Annotated in this window: 12 protein-coding genes and 4 tRNA genes; all 16 read right to left on the bottom strand. The window is 50.7% G+C overall.

The window, feature by feature from the left end; translation table 11 throughout:
- The gene (gene fusA / locus G3M70_07575; protein ID QPJ61748.1) at positions 1 to 2,106 is read right to left on the bottom strand and encodes an elongation factor G; all 2,106 of its coding nucleotides are present in this window, start codon (positions 2,104 to 2,106) and stop codon (positions 1 to 3) included.
- A 16-nt stretch (positions 2,107 to 2,122) separates the two neighbouring features.
- Positions 2,123 to 2,596, bottom strand: coding sequence for a 30S ribosomal protein S7 (gene rpsG, locus G3M70_07570; protein ID QPJ61747.1), 474 nt, complete (start codon positions 2,594 to 2,596; stop codon positions 2,123 to 2,125).
- Positions 2,597 to 2,611: 15 nt separating this feature from the next.
- Positions 2,612 to 2,986 carry a 30S ribosomal protein S12 gene (locus G3M70_07565; GenBank protein ID QPJ61746.1) on the bottom strand — a complete coding sequence of 125 codons (375 nt, stop codon included), beginning with the start codon at positions 2,984 to 2,986 and terminating at the stop codon, positions 2,612 to 2,614.
- 157 nt (positions 2,987 to 3,143) lie between these two features.
- A complete protein-coding gene (rpoC, locus tag G3M70_07560) occupies positions 3,144 to 7,226 on the bottom strand; it encodes a DNA-directed RNA polymerase subunit beta' (GenBank protein QPJ63742.1) in 4,083 nt (1,360 codons plus the stop codon).
- A 217-nt stretch (positions 7,227 to 7,443) separates the two neighbouring features.
- Positions 7,444 to 11,655, bottom strand: coding sequence for a DNA-directed RNA polymerase subunit beta (gene rpoB, locus G3M70_07555; protein QPJ61745.1), 4,212 nt, complete (start codon positions 11,653 to 11,655; stop codon positions 7,444 to 7,446).
- Between the two features lie 77 nt (positions 11,656 to 11,732).
- On the bottom strand, positions 11,733 to 12,110 hold the full coding sequence (rplL, locus tag G3M70_07550; protein QPJ61744.1) for a 50S ribosomal protein L7/L12: 378 nt from the start codon (positions 12,108 to 12,110) through the stop codon (positions 11,733 to 11,735).
- 71 nt (positions 12,111 to 12,181) lie between these two features.
- Positions 12,182 to 12,712 carry a 50S ribosomal protein L10 gene (locus G3M70_07545; protein QPJ61743.1) on the bottom strand — a complete coding sequence of 177 codons (531 nt, stop codon included), beginning with the start codon at positions 12,710 to 12,712 and terminating at the stop codon, positions 12,182 to 12,184.
- A gap of 15 nt (positions 12,713 to 12,727) precedes the next feature.
- Complete coding sequence (locus G3M70_07540; GenBank protein QPJ61742.1) at positions 12,728 to 13,417, bottom strand: 50S ribosomal protein L1; 690 nt, start codon at positions 13,415 to 13,417, stop codon at positions 12,728 to 12,730.
- Positions 13,418 to 13,434: 17 nt separating this feature from the next.
- A complete protein-coding gene (rplK, locus tag G3M70_07535; protein ID QPJ61741.1) occupies positions 13,435 to 13,866 on the bottom strand; it encodes a 50S ribosomal protein L11 in 432 nt (143 codons plus the stop codon).
- Positions 13,867 to 13,994: 128 nt separating this feature from the next.
- The gene (gene nusG / locus G3M70_07530; GenBank protein QPJ63741.1) at positions 13,995 to 14,516 is read right to left on the bottom strand and encodes a transcription termination/antitermination factor NusG; all 522 of its coding nucleotides are present in this window, start codon (positions 14,514 to 14,516) and stop codon (positions 13,995 to 13,997) included.
- Between the two features lie 16 nt (positions 14,517 to 14,532).
- Positions 14,533 to 14,721: a preprotein translocase subunit SecE gene (gene secE, locus G3M70_07525; GenBank protein QPJ61740.1), complete on the bottom strand. Its 189-nt coding sequence runs from the start codon at positions 14,719 to 14,721 to the stop codon at positions 14,533 to 14,535.
- Positions 14,722 to 14,815: 94 nt separating this feature from the next.
- Positions 14,816 to 14,889 (bottom strand) — tRNA-Trp (locus tag G3M70_07520).
- Between the two features lie 85 nt (positions 14,890 to 14,974).
- Entirely contained in the window at positions 14,975 to 15,124 is a 150-nt protein-coding gene (gene rpmG / locus G3M70_07515) for a 50S ribosomal protein L33 (GenBank protein ID QPJ61739.1), read from the bottom strand.
- An 82-nt stretch (positions 15,125 to 15,206) separates the two neighbouring features.
- Positions 15,207 to 15,281, bottom strand: a tRNA-Thr gene (locus tag G3M70_07510).
- Positions 15,282 to 15,386: 105 nt separating this feature from the next.
- Positions 15,387 to 15,463 (bottom strand) — tRNA-Gly (locus G3M70_07505).
- A gap of 123 nt (positions 15,464 to 15,586) precedes the next feature.
- Positions 15,587 to 15,668, bottom strand: a tRNA-Tyr gene (locus tag G3M70_07500).
- Between the last annotated feature and the right edge of the window lie 339 nt (positions 15,669 to 16,007).

Genomic DNA, 16,007 nt, shown 5'->3' with positions numbered 1-16,007 from the left:
TTAAACCGTTGTGTTTTCGGGAGTCGTCCCGGCAGCTTTGGCGATCAACTCTTCCGCGATCGCAGCCGGCACAACATCGTATTTTGCGAATTCCATACTGTAGTTGGCACGCCCCTGTGTCGCCGAGCGGAGATCGGTCGAGTAACCGAACATACCCGCCAGGGGAACTTCACATTTCACCACCTTGGCACCGGCGCGTTCTGCCAATTCTTTAATCTTGCCCCGCTTTGAATTGAGATTACCTATAACATCACCCATGAAATCTTCAGGGGTCATCACCTCGACATCCATCACCGGCTCAAGCAACTGAGGACCGGCTTTTTGACAGGCCTCCTTGAACGCGATAGCGGAACAGATCTTAAAAGACATTTCAGACGAGTCGACCTCATGATATGACCCGTCATACAGGGTGACGCGAATATCAACCACTGGATACCCACACAACACACCCCGGTCCATCGCTTCCTCGATCCCCTTTTGCACTGCGGGAATAAATTCCTTCGGGATCGCCCCACCGGTGATCTTGTTCACAAATTCGTAACCATCACCTGGCTCCTGAGGCTCAACCTTGATTTTCACATGCGCAAACTGCCCCTTACCACCGGTCTGCTTCTTGTACTGGTGGGCATGATCCACCGCCTTTGAAATCGTTTCGCGATAGGCAACCTGAGGCTTGGACACATGCACGTCAAGACTGAACTCGCGCTTCATCCGATCAACCAGGACTTCGAGATGCAACTCACCCATCCCGGAGATAATGGTCTGGTTGGTCTCAGGATCAACCCGCGCTTCAAAAGTCGGGTCCTCCTGGGCCAGCTTATGCAGGCAATCGCCCAGCTTATCCTGCTCTGCCTTGGTCTTTGGCTCAATGGCAATCGCAATAACAGGCTGCGGAAATGTGATGGCCTCAAGAATTACAGGCTTGTCTTCAGGACAAAGCGTATCACCGGTGAAGGTTTTCTTGAATCCGACAACGGCGGCAATATCACCTGCGGCCACTTCTTTGATCTCTTCACGCTTGTTGGCGTGCATTCGCAGCAGACGACCCACTCGCTCACGCTGATTCTTAGTCGAGTTGTAGACATAGGATCCGGATTCCAGCTTACCGGAATACACCCGGACAAATGCCAGCTGCCCGACAAATGGATCGGTCATGATCTTGAAAGCCAGCGCCGACAGCGGCTCGCTGTCTTCAACCTTGAAACCAACCTCTTCCTGCGTATTCGGATTGGTCCCGACAATCGACGGAACATCAAGAGGAGACGGAAGAATATTGACCACCGCATCCAGCAACTGCTGAACACCTTTATTCTTAAACGCCGCCCCGCAAAAAACGGGAGTGAATTTCAAATCCAGGGTGCCGGTTCGGATAGCCGCAAGAATCTCACTGTTACTGATCTCACCGCCCTCAAGGTATCGCTCCATGATGCTTTCATCAGCATCGGAGGCGGCCTCAACCATTTTGTCACGGTAGTGCTCTGCCATCTCCCGCATATCTTCGGGGATGTCCACAACATCAAACACCTCACCCTTGCCTTTGTCATCCGAATAAATATTGGCTTTCATCTCTATCAAGTCGATCACACCAACAAAATCACCCTCAGCACCCACCGGGATCTGCACCGGAACCGGATTGGCTCCCAGCCGATCTTTCATTTGACCCACAACAGAAACAAAGTTGGCACCGGTACGATCCATTTTATTCACAAAAGCAATCCGCGGGACCTTGTACTTGGTAGCCTGCCGCCATACCGTTTCAGACTGAGGCTCAACGCCACCCACCGCACAAAAAACGCCGATGGCACCATCCAGAACCCGCAGGGACCGCTCAACCTCCGCGGTAAAATCAACGTGCCCGGGTGTGTCGATGATATTGATTTGATGCTTATCCCAGAAACAGGTAGTCGCAGCCGAAGTGATCGTGATACCACGCTCCTGCTCCTGCTCCATCCAGTCCATGGTGGCACTGCCTTCGTGCACTTCACCAATCTTATGACTCTTACCTGTGTAATAAAGAACACGTTCCGTCGTCGTGGTTTTACCCGCGTCGATGTGAGCGATGATTCCAATATTACGAACTTTTTCGAGGGATAACTTTTTACTCATCTCAGCCTATATTTCCTTACCACCTGTAATGGGCAAACGCTTTATTGGCTTCTGCCATACGATGCACTTCATCTTTTTTCTTAATCGCGCCGCCCTGACTGTTATAGGCATCCAGCAATTCAGCTGTCAGCTTTTCCGCCATGGATTTTCCTGCGCGGGACTTCGCATTCCCAATCAACCACCGGATACTCAATGCAATTCGGCGACTGTGGTTGACCTCCACCGGCACCTGGTAGGTTGCACCCCCGACACGCCGGGACCGCACTTCCAAAACAGGGGCTGCATTTTCCACCGCTTTTTTAAACACTCGGAGCGGCTCCTCATCTGCGACCTTCTCGCCGATGGTGTCCAGCGCCGTATAGAGCATGCGCTCTGCCAGACTCTTCTTCCCCTGCCTCAAAAGGCAATTAACAAAACGCGACACAAGCATGTCGTGAAATTTAGGGTCGGGCAGTATTTCTCTTTTTACTGCTGTACGTCTTCTTGCCATAGGTTGGGTTCGGAGTTAATTCTTGGGTCGTTTTGCACCGTACTTAGAACGGCTCTGACGACGGTTATCAACGCCCAGCGTATCAAGACTTCCGCGTACCACATGGTAACGGACACCAGGCAAATCCTTAACACGACCACCCCGAATCAAAACAATGGAATGCTCCTGCAAATTATGCCCCACGCCGGGAATGTAAGTGGTTACTTCCATTCCATTGGTCAGCCTCACGCGGGCCACCTTACGGAGCGCGGAATTCGGCTTCTTGGGAGTCGAGGTATACACACGCACACAAACACCCCGCTTCTGCGGACAGCGCTTCAACGCCGGACTCGCTGTCTTGTAATTTTTTGCCTTCCGGCCCTGTCGGACCAGTTGATTTATAGTCGGCAAAGTAATAGCTCCCTATTGAGGCCGCCCCGAAAAAAAACGGAGTTGCCCTAAGTGTTTGATTTCCTTGACCTAACGAAAATTTGTAACGCTGGCGGAAAGTTCAAGATTCTATCACTTTAACGAGATCAGTCAAGTGGAAAAATCTAAAAAAACAAGGTTATTCCACCGCGGCGGTTTCTTCTTCCTCTGTACCCGCTTCAGAAGTCTCTGTAGCGGTTTCAGCAGGCGTTTCTTCCTCGTATTCCGGCTCTTCGATCCGAATTCCGGAATACACCCGACAACCGGTTCCCGCCGGGATCAGTCGGCCCATAATAACGTTTTCCTTAAGGCCAACCAGACGATCCTCTTTCCCGCTGAGAGAAACCTCAGTCAATACCCGGGTTGTCTCCTGGAAAGAGGCGGCAGAGATAAAACTTTCTGTGCTAAGCGACGATTTGGTGATCCCCAGTAATACCGGGGTTGCCTGCGCCGGCTTGCCTCCATCCTTGATAACTTCCTGGTTCTTCTGATTGAACTGTTTCTTGGTCACCTGCTCTCCAACCAGAAGATCGGTATCACCCGGGTCTTCAACCTGAACATGGCGCAACATTTGCCGGACAATCACTTCGATGTGCTTGTCGTTAATCGAAACGCCCTGCAACCGATAAACCTCTTGAACCTCATTAACCAGATATTTCTGCAATTCGTTTTCACCAAGAACGGCGAGGATATCGTGCGGATTGGAGGCTCCATCCATCAACGGCTCACCTGCAAGAACATCGTCGCCCTCATGGACATTGATGTGCTTACCGCGCGGAATAAGGTAATCGCGCTCGTCACCGGTTTTGGATTCAACCACCACTTTTCGCATACCCTTAACAAATCCGCCGAACTTGACCTTACCGTCAATTTCGGTGATAGTCGCTTGCTCGTGCGGCTTGCGGGCTTCAAACAACTCCGCAACACGCGGCAGACCACCGGTGATGTCCTTGGTTTTTGCGGATTCACGCGGAATTTTTACGATAACATCACCCGCGTTGACAAAATCCCCTTCATTCACATTAATGTGGGCTCCAGCCGGAAGCAGATACTTGCGCAATTCTTCTCCTTCTTCATCAGTAATCAGAATGCGCGGCTGTTTCTTTTCATCCCGATGCGGGACAATGACCTTGGAAGAAAGACCGGTAATTTCATCGAAGTCTTCCTTCATGGTTGCTCCCTCCAGAATATCGTCGAATGCAACCGTACCTGAAACTTCGGTCAGGATGGAGTTGGTGTAAGGATCCCATTCCACCAGAGTCTGGCCTTCATGCACTTCCTGCCCATCGGCAACTTTCAATTTGGCTGCGTAGACAATGGAATAGCGCTCTTTTTCCCGTCCGTTTTCATCCTGCACCGTCAGGAAACCATTACGGTTCATGACGATGATTTCACCTCGCTGATTCTTCAAAGTGCGAAGCCCTTGATATTTGATGATGCCGCCTTTTTTGGTCGACAACGTTGTCTGCTCAACAACCCGGCTCGCGGTTCCACCGATATGGAACGTCCGCATCGTAAGCTGGGTTCCCGGTTCTCCAATAGACTGCGCCGCGATAACTCCGACCGGCTCACCGACTTCCACCCAGTCGTTGGTGGCCAGGTTACGTCCGTAACATTTCACGCAAAGACCCTGATGCGATTCACAAGTCAGGTTGGAACGAATTTTGACTTTTTCGATTCCTGAGTTTTCGATAGCCTCCACGATTTCTTCATCGATAAGGTCATTGGCTTTTATCAGGATTTCATTCGTAAAAGGATCGATCACATCTTCCAGCGCGGTTCGGCCCAGCAAACGCTCGCCCAATGGCTGGATGATTTCACCCGCTTCCACCAACGCCGACACTTCAAGTCCGCGCAAGGTTCCGCAGTCCTCTTCCATGATGATGATATCCTGCGCCACATCCACCAGACGTCGGGTGAGGTAACCTGAATTCGCGGTTTTCAGAGCGGTATCCGCCAACCCTTTACGAGCACCATGAGTCGAGATGAAGTACTGGATAACCGACAATCCTTCGCGAAAGTTTGCGGTGATGGGCGTTTCGATGATTTCACCGGAAGGCTTGGCCATCAGACCACGCATACCCGCAAGCTGCCGAAGCTGCTGCGAACTACCACGAGCACCGGAGTCAGCCATAATGAATATGGAGTTGAAGTCCTGACCCCTGTCCCCTTTTCCGTCGACCAGATCCTGATCTTCATTTTCCAGTTCCTTAAACATCTCTTCGGAAACTTTTTCGGTAACGTGTGCCCAGATGTCGATCACTTTGTTGTAACGCTCGCCATTGGTAATCAGACCATCGCGATACTGACCATATACACGCAATACCTCTTCGCCCGTCTTGGTGACCAACTCTTCTTTCGCTTTTGGAATACGCATATGATCGATGGAAATAGACAGGCCCGCCTCCGTTGCATAATGAAAACCGAGTGTTTTCACCTGATCCAACAGGGTGACCGTCTTTTCACGTCCGACCAGCTTATAAGAGGTAGAGATCAGATCGGACAAAGCTTTCTTGTCAAGGATCTGATTGACCAGACCGAACGGCAGCCCTTCCGGCATCACTTCCTTGATAAGAACGCGCCCGGTTGTCGTCCACTGCAATTCACCATCGATACGAACCATTATCTTGGCCTGCAGGTCCAGTTCATCCGCATCAAATGCTGCACGCACTTCACGCGAGTCAGAGAACACATGACCTTCACCTTTAACGCCGCCGCGAATCTTGGACATATAGTAACAACCAAGAACTATGTCCTGACTCGGCACTGCGATGGGGCGGCCGTTGGCCGGAGACATCACGTTATTCGGTGCCATCATCAGCAACTTGGCCTCGACCCGCGCTTCCATGGAAAGCGGCACATGAACAGCCATCTGGTCGCCGTCAAAGTCCGCGTTAAACGCAGTACAAACCAGCGGATGGATACGGATCGCCTTACCTTCAATAAGGACCGGCTCAAACGCCTGGATACCCAGACGATGCAGGGTGGGCGCCCGGTTCAGAAGAACCGGATGTTTCTGGATCACCTCTTCCAGAACTTCCCATACTTCGGCGCGTTCCTGCTCAACCATTTTCTTCGCTGTCTTGATAGTAGCGGCATACCCACGCTCTTCCAGCAGATTGAAGATGAACGGCTTGAAAAGCTCAAGCGCCATTTTCTTTGGCAGTCCACACTGATGCAGATTGAGTTCCGGCCCAACAACGATAACTGAACGACCGGAATAGTCGACGCGTTTTCCCAACAGGTTCTGGCGAAAACGACCCTGCTTACCCTTCAACATATCTGAAAGGGATTTCAGCGGGCGTTTGTTTGTTCCCCGCAGGGTACGTCCGCGCCGCCCGTTATCGAACAGGGCGGAAACGGCTTCCTGCAACATTCTTTTTTCATTTCGAATAATGATCTGTGGAGCCTTGAGCTCCTGCAGCCGCTTCAATCTGTTGTTCCGGTTAATCACACGGCGATATAAATCGTTCAGATCAGACGTCGCAAAACGACCCCCATCAAGAGGCACGAGTGGGCGTAACTCAGGCGGAATAACCGGCACCACCCGCAACACCATCCACTCAGGCCGATTGCCGGACTTGCGGAAGGCTTCAACAATTTTCAACCGCTTTGAAAACTTTCGCTTATTGAGAACCGACTGGGTGTTAGCCAGGTCTTCCTTGATTTTGACTGCAAGGCTGTCCAGGTCAAGGTTTTGCAGCATTTCGCTGACGGCCTCACAACCCATCATGGTTTTCAGTCCTTGCGGGAATTCAACTTCCGACTCACGCTGTTCCGCTTCAGTCAGCAATTGACCGTATTTATAATCTGATTCACCCGGGTCGGTCACCACAAAGTTCTCAAAATAAATAATGCGTTCGAGCTCTTTCAGGGTGAGGTCGAGCACATGACCGATGCGACTTGGAAGTCCCTTGAAAAACCAGATGTGAGCAACCGGGCTGGCCAACTCGATATGACCGAGACGCTCGCGACGCACCTTAGAGAGGATGACCTCAACGCCGCATTTCTCACAGACCACGCCTTTGTGCTTCATGCGCTTGTACTTACCGCAATTACATTCCCAGTCCTTTACAGGACCAAAAATTTTGGCACAAAACAAACCGTCACGTTCAGGCTTGAACGTTCGATAGTTGATAGTTTCGGGTTTTTTGACTTCCCCGTACGACCAGGACCGGATTTTTTCAGGTGAGGCCAACCGGACACGGATGGCATCAAACATGATCGGGTTTTTGGGTTTGTCAATCAGGTTGGGGGTATCCACGTGTGTGGTCTCCTAACGGGTTTAAAGTTTGGATGGTGACACCCAAATCAGGGGTAATCAGAACCAGCCGTTGTTTCATGCGATCCAATAAACGACTGGGATCGCTGCATAAAACCAACAAGGCGGCACCGTTTGGCCCCTTTTATTTATGTGACTCAATCTGACCGGGAACTGATCACTTAAGTGTTTCGATCAACTCCACATCAATGGCCAGACTTTGAAGTTCTTTTACCAGTACATTAAAGGATTCCGGCAAACTCGGAACCAGATGCGTATCGCCTTTGACGATGGCCTCGTACATGCGCTTGCGGCCTTCAACATCGTCGGACTTAACGGTGAGCATTTCCTGCAAAGTGTATGCTCCACCATAAGCCTCGATGGCCCAGACCTCCATCTCACCCAGACGCTGACCGCCAAACTGCGCTTTACCACCAAGCGGCTGCTGCGTAACAAGAGAGTAGGGTCCCGTTGACCGGGCGTGAATTTTGTCGTCAACCAGATGATGCAGCTTGAGCATGTAGATGTAGCCGACCATCACCTTCTGATGGAAGGGCTGACCCGTGCGGCCGTCGTAAAGCTGGACTTCACCCGCAGGATTACATCCACCCTCTTCAAGCAGCTTACGGACATCCGCTTCAGCCGCGCCATCGAAAACCGGCGTAGCCATATGACGACCCGTTGCCATCGCAGCCATCCCAAGGTTGGTCTCCAGAATCTGACCCACGTTCATACGAGAGGGAACACCCAGCGGATTGAGCAGAAGCTCGACTGGCTTGCCGTTTTCCATATACGGCATATCTTCTTCCGGAACAATCTTGGAAACCACACCCTTGTTACCGTGGCGTCCCGCCATCTTGTCGCCGACCTGCAACTTACGCTTCATGGCAACAAACACTTTGACGAGCTTAATAACACCAGGCGCAAGGTCGTCGCCTTTTTTGAGTTTGCTTATTTTGTCCGCCATGATCGATTTTAAAATCTGTATCTGATCATGACTGCTGTCTTCAAGCTGCTGCATAGCCGCAGAGTCGACACCTGACGCAGGGACCTTAGCCAAGTCCTTACCCGCTATATCAGCAAGGGTCGCCTCATCCAGCACTTCACCTTTTTTCAACTGTCGCCGACCCACCGTTGCCGCCTTGGAAACAGTTTTTCCAATCAACATGGAGCGAAGGCGCTTTTCGGTTTCACCTTTGACGATTTTGATCTCGTCCTGAAAATCCTTTTCGATACGCTCGACTTCCTCTTCTTCAATAGCCAGAGTCCGGGAGTCTTTATCGATTCCCTTGCGGCTGAAGACCTTGACACCAATCACGATTCCCAGAATACCAGGCGGAACCCGAAGAGAAGTGTCGCGCACATCGCCGGCTTTTTCACCGAAGATAGCTTTCAGGAGTTTTTCCTCAGGACTTAACTGAGTCTCTCCTTTAGGGGTGATTTTACCCACCAGAATGTCGTTGGGTTTTACCGATGCACCAATGCGGATGATTCCACTGTCATCAAGATTCTTCAGCGCATCTTCACCGACATTGGAGATATCCCGGGTGATCTCTTCTTTTCCCTGTTTGGTGTCACGGGCTTCAACTTCAAACTCCTCAATATGAACCGAGGTGAAGATATCCTCCTTGACCGTCTTCTCACTGATGACGATCGCATCCTCAAAGTTATAACCCTCCCAGGGCATGAACCCGACCAGCACATTTCGTCCCAGTGCCAGCTCACCCTTATCTGTTGAAGGACCATCAGCAATCACTTGTCCGGCCCGTATTTTTTCCCCGGTCTGGACGAGGGGCTTCTGATTGACACAGGTGTTCTGGTTGGAGCGCTGGTATTTGGACAGGGTATAAATATCAACCTTGGAATCCAGCCCTCCGGATCGTCTTTTATCTTTTACAGATGACCGGACCACGATCCGGGAAGCGTCTGCACTGATCACTTCACCCTCATGTTCCGCCACCACAACGGCCCCGGAATCACGAGCAACGATCCCCTCCATACCGGTGCCCACCAAAGGAGACTCGGTTTGCAGAAGAGGCACAGCCTGACGCTGCATATTGGAACCCATCAACGCCCGGTTAGCATCATCGTTTTCGAGAAAAGGGATCAGGGAAGTAGCCACTGAAATCAACTGCTTTGGCGACACATCCATGAGCTGAATCTTGTCGCTGGGCGACAAGATAAAATCGCCGGCCTGCCGGGCCGACACGATGTCGTTCACAAACTTGTTGTTCTTATCAAGTTCAGCATTGGCCTGAGCGATGATGTATTCATCCTCCACCATGGCGGTATGGAATTCGACCTCATCCGACACTTTGGCATTATTCACCCGCCGATACGGAGTTTCAACGAATCCGTAATCATTAACCCGCGCATAAGTCGACAAGGATGCAATCAGCCCGATGTTCGGACCTTCAGGCGTTTCAATTGGACAAATTCGACCGTAGTGAGTCGGGTGCACATCACGCACCTCAAACCCCGCGCGCTCCCGGGTCAATCCGCCCGGCCCCAACGCACTCAAACGGCGCTTGTGAGTGATTTCAGACAACGGGTTGGTCTGATCCATGAACTGCGAGAGCTGGCTGCTGCCGAAAAACTCCTTGATAGCCGCAGTAACCGGCTTGGAGTTGATCAGGTCATGCGGCATGGACACTTCCAGATCCTGGATGGACATCCGCTCAATAATCGCCCGCTCCATGCGAACCAATCCAACGCGGAACTGGTTTTCCATGGACTCACCCACAGCCCGCACGCGGCGATTGCCGAGATGATCAATGTCGTCTATCAGGCCCTGCCCATTTCGAAGACCGATCAGGTAGCGCATGACGGCTACAATATCTTCCAGAGTGAGCAACCGGTTTTCGAGATCGACATCCAACCCAAACTTCTGGTTCATTTTCATCCGACCCACTACCGACAGGTTGTATCGCTTCGGATTAAAAAACAGATTCCAGAACAGGGTCCGCGCTATTTCATTGGTTGGCGGATCACCCGGACGCAACCGCTTGTAGATTTCACGAATCGCGTCCTCCTCCTCATTGACCTTGGAGAGAACCATGGTGTCCCGAATGGTGCTATCCGGACTCTCTTCATCTATTCTGAGAACCTGAATATCACCGGCACCGCACTTTTCAATAGTCGCCAGAATGTCTTCAGTGATCCCCTGACAATAGTCGCCTACAACCTCCCCGGTGTCGGGGTCGAGCACTTCCTGGGCAAGGGTCAGACCGAGAAGATCTCCACGCTCAATTTCTACTTTTTTCGACTTGCCTATCTTGCGCAACTTCCGAATCACAAGCCCGGGAGCAACCTTCTTTCCCGACTTGAGAACAACATCCTCAGTTTTGGAATCGACCACATCCTCGCGAACTGTCATCCCGCACATCAAATTCTTGTTGTTCATTACCCATCGGCCTTCTTTTGGCTGAAAGGTAAGGGACTCAATAGTGTAAAACGCCCGGAGAATGTCTTCGCGGGTCAACCCAAATGCGGCGAGCAGGACGGTTGCCGGCAACTTGCGCCGACGATCAATTTTAACGTGAAGGATATCCTTAATATCGAATTCAAAATCAAGCCAGGACCCTCGATCCGGAATGATCCGCGCCGTATAAAGATACTTTCCACTGACGTGGGATTTTCCTTTATCGTGGGCAAAAAACGCCCCTGGAGAACGGTGCATCTGACTGACGATCACGCGCTCAACACCGTTGATCATAAAAGTTCCGGTCGGCCCCATAACAGGCAGCTCTCCCAGAAATATTTTCTGCTCTTTCACTTCACGAACAGAATTGACGACCACCGATGGCACTTTGGCTTCCTTAAGCGTGTTGACAATTTCGTCGGTCACTTCCACACGCCCCGGGATGAGCACCTTACCGGTCTCGGGATGCTTAACTTCCTCGACAATAGTCCTACCGGGAAGTTCTTTCAGCAAACGGGCATTGAGGTCCAGACGCTCCTTATCATAGAGCACCATCCGGACCATGATCTTAATGGGGTCTGAATAAGTCAGCCCTTTTTGGCGACATTCGCTGAGCTTGAATTTTTCTTTATAATGAACTTCTTCGCCGGTTTCCTCGTCAATGACACCGACACCCCCGAGGTCCTTGTACTCCCCCTGGGAGGTTTCCCAAATACCCACCTCGTACCCAACGTATTCGATACGAGCGTTAACATTCAGGTCGGAAATGGGGAAAATATCCTGGAAAACTTCTTCAAGCCCCTGTAGTTTTCTTTTCAGGGGAGCAACTTCAAGCTGAAGGAAATGTTCGAAGGATTTCTTCTGGATCTCTATCAGGTTGGGGATGCCAATGACCGTCGGAATACGGGAAAAGTTGAGCCTCGTACGGGGGTCAATGCTTCCACGTTCGATTTGGGTCGTTTTCGACATAGCGGTTTCGTCTCAGTAAGGTGAAATTGAAGGAACGTCCGCGCCGGAACGGCGCAGACGGGAACCACACTTCACGGTCACTTGATCTCGACGGTACCGCCAACCTCCTCGATTTTCTTTTTGATTTCTTCCGCTTCTTCTTTTTTTACAGCTTCCTTGATTGGCTTTGGAGCGCTATCTACAAGATCTTTAGCATCTTTAAGCCCCAGACTTGTGATCTCACGAACCACTTTGATCACCTGGATTTTCTTGTCACCACCAGCGGTAAGGACAACATCAAATTCAGTCTTCTCTTCACCACCACCAGCGTCTCCACCGCCGCCTGGCGCCATCATTGCCATGGGCGCAGCTGCAGTTACACCGTATTTATCTTCCAATTCCTTGACAAACTCAGACATCTCAAGGACGGACATACTGTCAATAAAAGTAATGACGTCTTCTTTCGTGACGGCCATCGGGAACTCCTTTCAAGCAAATGGGATTGTTCGTTTTCTATCCGGTATTGAATAATTTATTGCACTGCGGCTCACGCGCCGCTTTCTTTTTTATCCTTGATCGCAGACAACACGCCGACAAAATCACGGGTCACACCAGAGAGCACACCGACAAAGTTTCGAGTTGGCCCCTGCATAACTGACAACATCTGCGAAATAAGCTGTTCTTTAGAGGGCAGATCCGCCAGCGCTTTCACCTGGTCCGCACTGACCGGCTTGCCTTCAACGACACCAAACAACACTTCTGGTATTTTCTCGGCACCCTCTTTTTTAAAATCCTTTAACGCTTTAGCCGGGGCCACGACATCGTCATAACTGACCAGAAGTGACATGGGCCCCTTGAAACTTTCTTCCTGACCTTCGAAATCCGTTCCCTTTGCAGCTTTCTGCGCAAAGGTATTTTTGATAACCCAGAAATCCAGCTGACGGTCCTTTAAATGACGACGCAGCCGGGTCATTTCTGTTGCCGGTATCCCCTGATAGTTTGTCAGCAACGCTGATTTCGCGGACGCGAACACTTTATTCAGGCTATCGATCGATTCTTTCTTAGCTGGCGTTGGCACAACGGTCCCTTTCCGTTAATTAGGCGAATACGCGATTTTGATTCCCACACCCATCGTGCTCGACAGGGCAACACTCTGAACATAAGTACCTTTGCTGGTGGCGGGCTTCATCTTCACTAGCGCCGACATCAATTCCTTAAAATTTTCAGCCAGATCATCGGCAGAAAAACTGAGCTTGCCGATCGGCGCATGCACTATCCCACCTTTATCAACACGGAAATCAACCTTACCCGCCTTGATCTGATCAACCGCCTGCTGAATGTCAAAAGTCACGGTCCCGGTCTTGGGGTTCGGCATCAATCCCCGTGGCCCAAGCACCTTTCCCAACCGCCCCACCAGCCCCATCATGTCAGGGGTCGCAATGACACGATCAAAATCGGTCCAACCGCCTTGAATTTTTGCCACCAGATCTTCACCGCCGACAAAATCCACGCCTGCATTTTTAGCTTCGATTTCCTTTTCACCCTTTGCAAACACCAGGATACGGAAAGTTTTTCCAGTCCCTTTGGGAAGCACAACGCTGCCGCGAATGTTTTGATCAGCCTTGCGAGGATCAACCCCCAAACGCACCGCAACATCAACCGACTGGTCGTACTTGGTTTTAACCCCCTCTTTACAAAGAGTGAGAGCTTCTGCAAGCTCGTAACGCTTGTCGCGGTCCACTTTCTCTGAGGCGGCGCGATAACTTTTCGAGTATTTAGCCATAAACTTCCTTCTCTCCCTTAATCCTTAACCTTGATTCCCATACTGTTGGCTGAACCCTCAATAATCTTCATCGCCCCTTCAACATCATAGGCGTTCAAGTCGGGCATTTTCTTTTCAGCAATCTGCTTCACCTGATCACGGGTGAGCTCCCCCACCGACTCACGACTTGGATTGGAGGATCCCTTGGCAATACCTGCGGCCTGCTTGATCAGCGCACTTGCCGGCGGCTGCTTGGTTATGAAACTGAAGGAACGGTCCTCATAAACCGTAATAACCACCGGAATCAAGGTCCCGGTATCCGCCTGGGTTGCCGCATTAAACGCCTTACAGAAATCCATGATATTGACCCCGGCCTGACCGAGCGCGGGACCAACAGGAGGAGAAGGATTAGCCTGCCCACCTGGAATCTGTAATTTAATCAGTGATGTTATTTTCTTTTTGGTCGCCATTTAAATTCCTGTAAGGCCGCTCACATCGGAGACGGCAACGAAAAACACTTTGAGCTACCCCAAAGTCTTCTGTTTATCCAAAAACCCTAATCCATCAATCGACAGCCCCAAACAAAGGACGCCAGACCCTAAACCTTTTCGACTTGCGGGAACTCCAATTCCACAGGTGTGGCCCGACCAAAAATCGATACCATGACCTTGACCTTGCCTTTTTCCGGATGAACTTCCTCAACCACACCATTGAAGTTCATGAACGGACCCTCAATCACCCGCACACTTTCACCCTTCTCAAACGAAAATTTCGGCTTCGGCCGTGTCGATTCGCCCGCCATCTGCTCGAGAACACTTTTCACTTCCTCCTCGGTCAAAGGCACGGGCTGCGCACCGCCGGGAAACCCGGTGACTTTCGGAGTATTTTTAATCAGGTACCAGATATCCTGATCCATATCGACTTGAATCAGAACATATCCCGGGAAAAACTTCCGGGAGGTGATCTTCTTTTTCCCACCGCGGATCTCGATCACCTCTTCAGTGGGAATCACAACCTGCCCCAGCTTTTCACGCACACCGGAGTGCGCAAACCGCTCCTCGAGACTGGCCTTTACCTTGTTCTCATACCCGGAATAGGTATGAATCACATACCATTCCATCCCGGTACCGGGCACTTCAACCTGCGATGAGAGACTCAATTATTTTCCCCAATATGGTGTCCACAATTCCAAGAAACACCGAGAACAGAAAGACAACAAACAAAACCACCCCTGTTCCACCAAGAGCTTCACGACGAGAGGGCCAAGTCACCCGCTTGACCTCCTGCCTGACCCCAGTCAAAAATTCAATTGCCTTGCCAAACATCTACACCCCGTAACTTTTCTGGAGAAAATCCCCAACCAACCCCCTAAACACCGAGGGCCTGCAGCCCACAAACCCTGAGCTGCCTAAAAAAATACAGGCCAGGAGGGATTCGAACCCCCAACATCCGGTTTTGGAGACCGGCGCTCTACCAGTTCGAGCTACTGGCCTATTCAATTCCCCGAACAAACAATGGCAGATCACCAAAAGACAGACCCACTGGACCAAAGACCCGCCCAAAACCGGTCAAACCGGATCACTTCGTTTCTTTATGAGGGGTGTGCTTCCGACAAAAACGACAAAACTTACTAAATTCCAGCCGCGACGTGGTTTTCTTTTTATTTTTCGTCGTGGAGTAATTGCGGCGTTTACATTCACCGCAGGCCAATTGAATGATATCTCTCATATTTTTTCCCTCTTATCTCTTGCCGAATGCCGCCGATAGCCACCCCTAGCCTACCGCCGCCCTGTCTTAAACTTAAGTTATCTGGAGCCCACGATCGGATTTGAACCGATGGCCTCTTCCTTACCAAGGAAGTGCTCCACCCCTGAGCTACGTGGGCATTTTCCCTTTTTCAAGATGCCACCGCACACCTTTATGGAGAGCCAAAAAAAAACCTCAACTCTTTATCCCGCCGACCATCCAGGTCCGCCCCACAAAAAAAAACTGGAGCGGGAAACGGGACTCGAACCCGCGACCCTCAGCTTGGAAGGCTGACGCTCTAGCCAACTGAGCTATTCCCGCCTAACCCTTCTTTCTCAGCACTATCTAAACCAACCCACTTGCCCGACCAACCCTTTAAAACCAAAGAGTCCAAAACAATCCAATCTGACAAAGGGAGAATTAAAAAGCACCCTGAAATCAAAATGGGGAGAGGAGGATTCGAACCTCCGAAGGCAGAACCAACAGATTTACAGTCTGTCCCCTTTGGCCGCTCGGGAATCTCCCCGCAATAATTCGGAGGCAACCACCTGTCTTCAGCACAACCGTCTTATGGTTATTCCTCTTTTATAGGGAGAAAACTTCAGACCTGGGAGGCTAGACCACAAAAAAACAAGCCCCGACCCCTCACCGCGCCCCGGCAAAAAACCTTAAAAAACAAGCCAGAACCGGCTGAAAAGTCGGTCGTCTTGGGTTACCGAAAAACCGCCATTATATAGGCGCATTTTGATCAATGTCAATGGAAAATGTGGACTTTTTAAAAACCCGGTCGGTTTTGAACAATACTCCCCTAAAGAAACAATTATTGTATCATCTTTATGGCAAGCCCTCAATACTATTATAGAAA

It is taken from the genome of Candidatus Nitronauta litoralis, from assembly GCA_015698285.1.
GTDB classification, from domain to species: Bacteria; Nitrospinota; Nitrospinia; order Nitrospinales; family Nitrospinaceae; genus Nitronauta; species Nitronauta litoralis.
Note: the sequence above shows the minus strand (reverse complement) of the source record. Positions and strands in the feature narration are given on the sequence as shown.

Excerpts from the sequence above, each read along its gene's own strand:
- fusA (QPJ61748.1), bottom strand. The coding sequence starts at position 2,106 with ATGAGTAAAAAGTTATCCCTCGAAAAAGTTCGTAATATTGGAATCATC.
- rpsG (QPJ61747.1), bottom strand. The coding sequence starts at position 2,596 with ATGGCAAGAAGACGTACAGCAGTAAAAAGAGAAATACTGCCCGACCCT.
- rpoC (QPJ63742.1), bottom strand. The coding sequence starts at position 7,226 with ATGTTTGATGCCATCCGTGTCCGGTTGGCCTCACCTGAAAAAATCCGG.
- rpoB (QPJ61745.1), bottom strand. The coding sequence starts at position 11,655 with ATGTCGAAAACGACCCAAATCGAACGTGGAAGCATTGACCCCCGTACG.
- rplL (QPJ61744.1), bottom strand. The coding sequence starts at position 12,110 with ATGGCCGTCACGAAAGAAGACGTCATTACTTTTATTGACAGTATGTCC.
- G3M70_07540 (QPJ61742.1), bottom strand. The coding sequence starts at position 13,417 with ATGGCTAAATACTCGAAAAGTTATCGCGCCGCCTCAGAGAAAGTGGAC.
- rplK (QPJ61741.1), bottom strand. The coding sequence starts at position 13,866 with ATGGCGACCAAAAAGAAAATAACATCACTGATTAAATTACAGATTCCA.
- nusG (QPJ63741.1), bottom strand. The coding sequence starts at position 14,516 with ATGGAATGGTATGTGATTCATACCTATTCCGGGTATGAGAACAAGGTA.
- secE (QPJ61740.1), bottom strand. The coding sequence starts at position 14,721 with ATGTTTGGCAAGGCAATTGAATTTTTGACTGGGGTCAGGCAGGAGGTC.
- rpmG (QPJ61739.1), bottom strand. The coding sequence starts at position 15,124 with ATGAGAGATATCATTCAATTGGCCTGCGGTGAATGTAAACGCCGCAAT.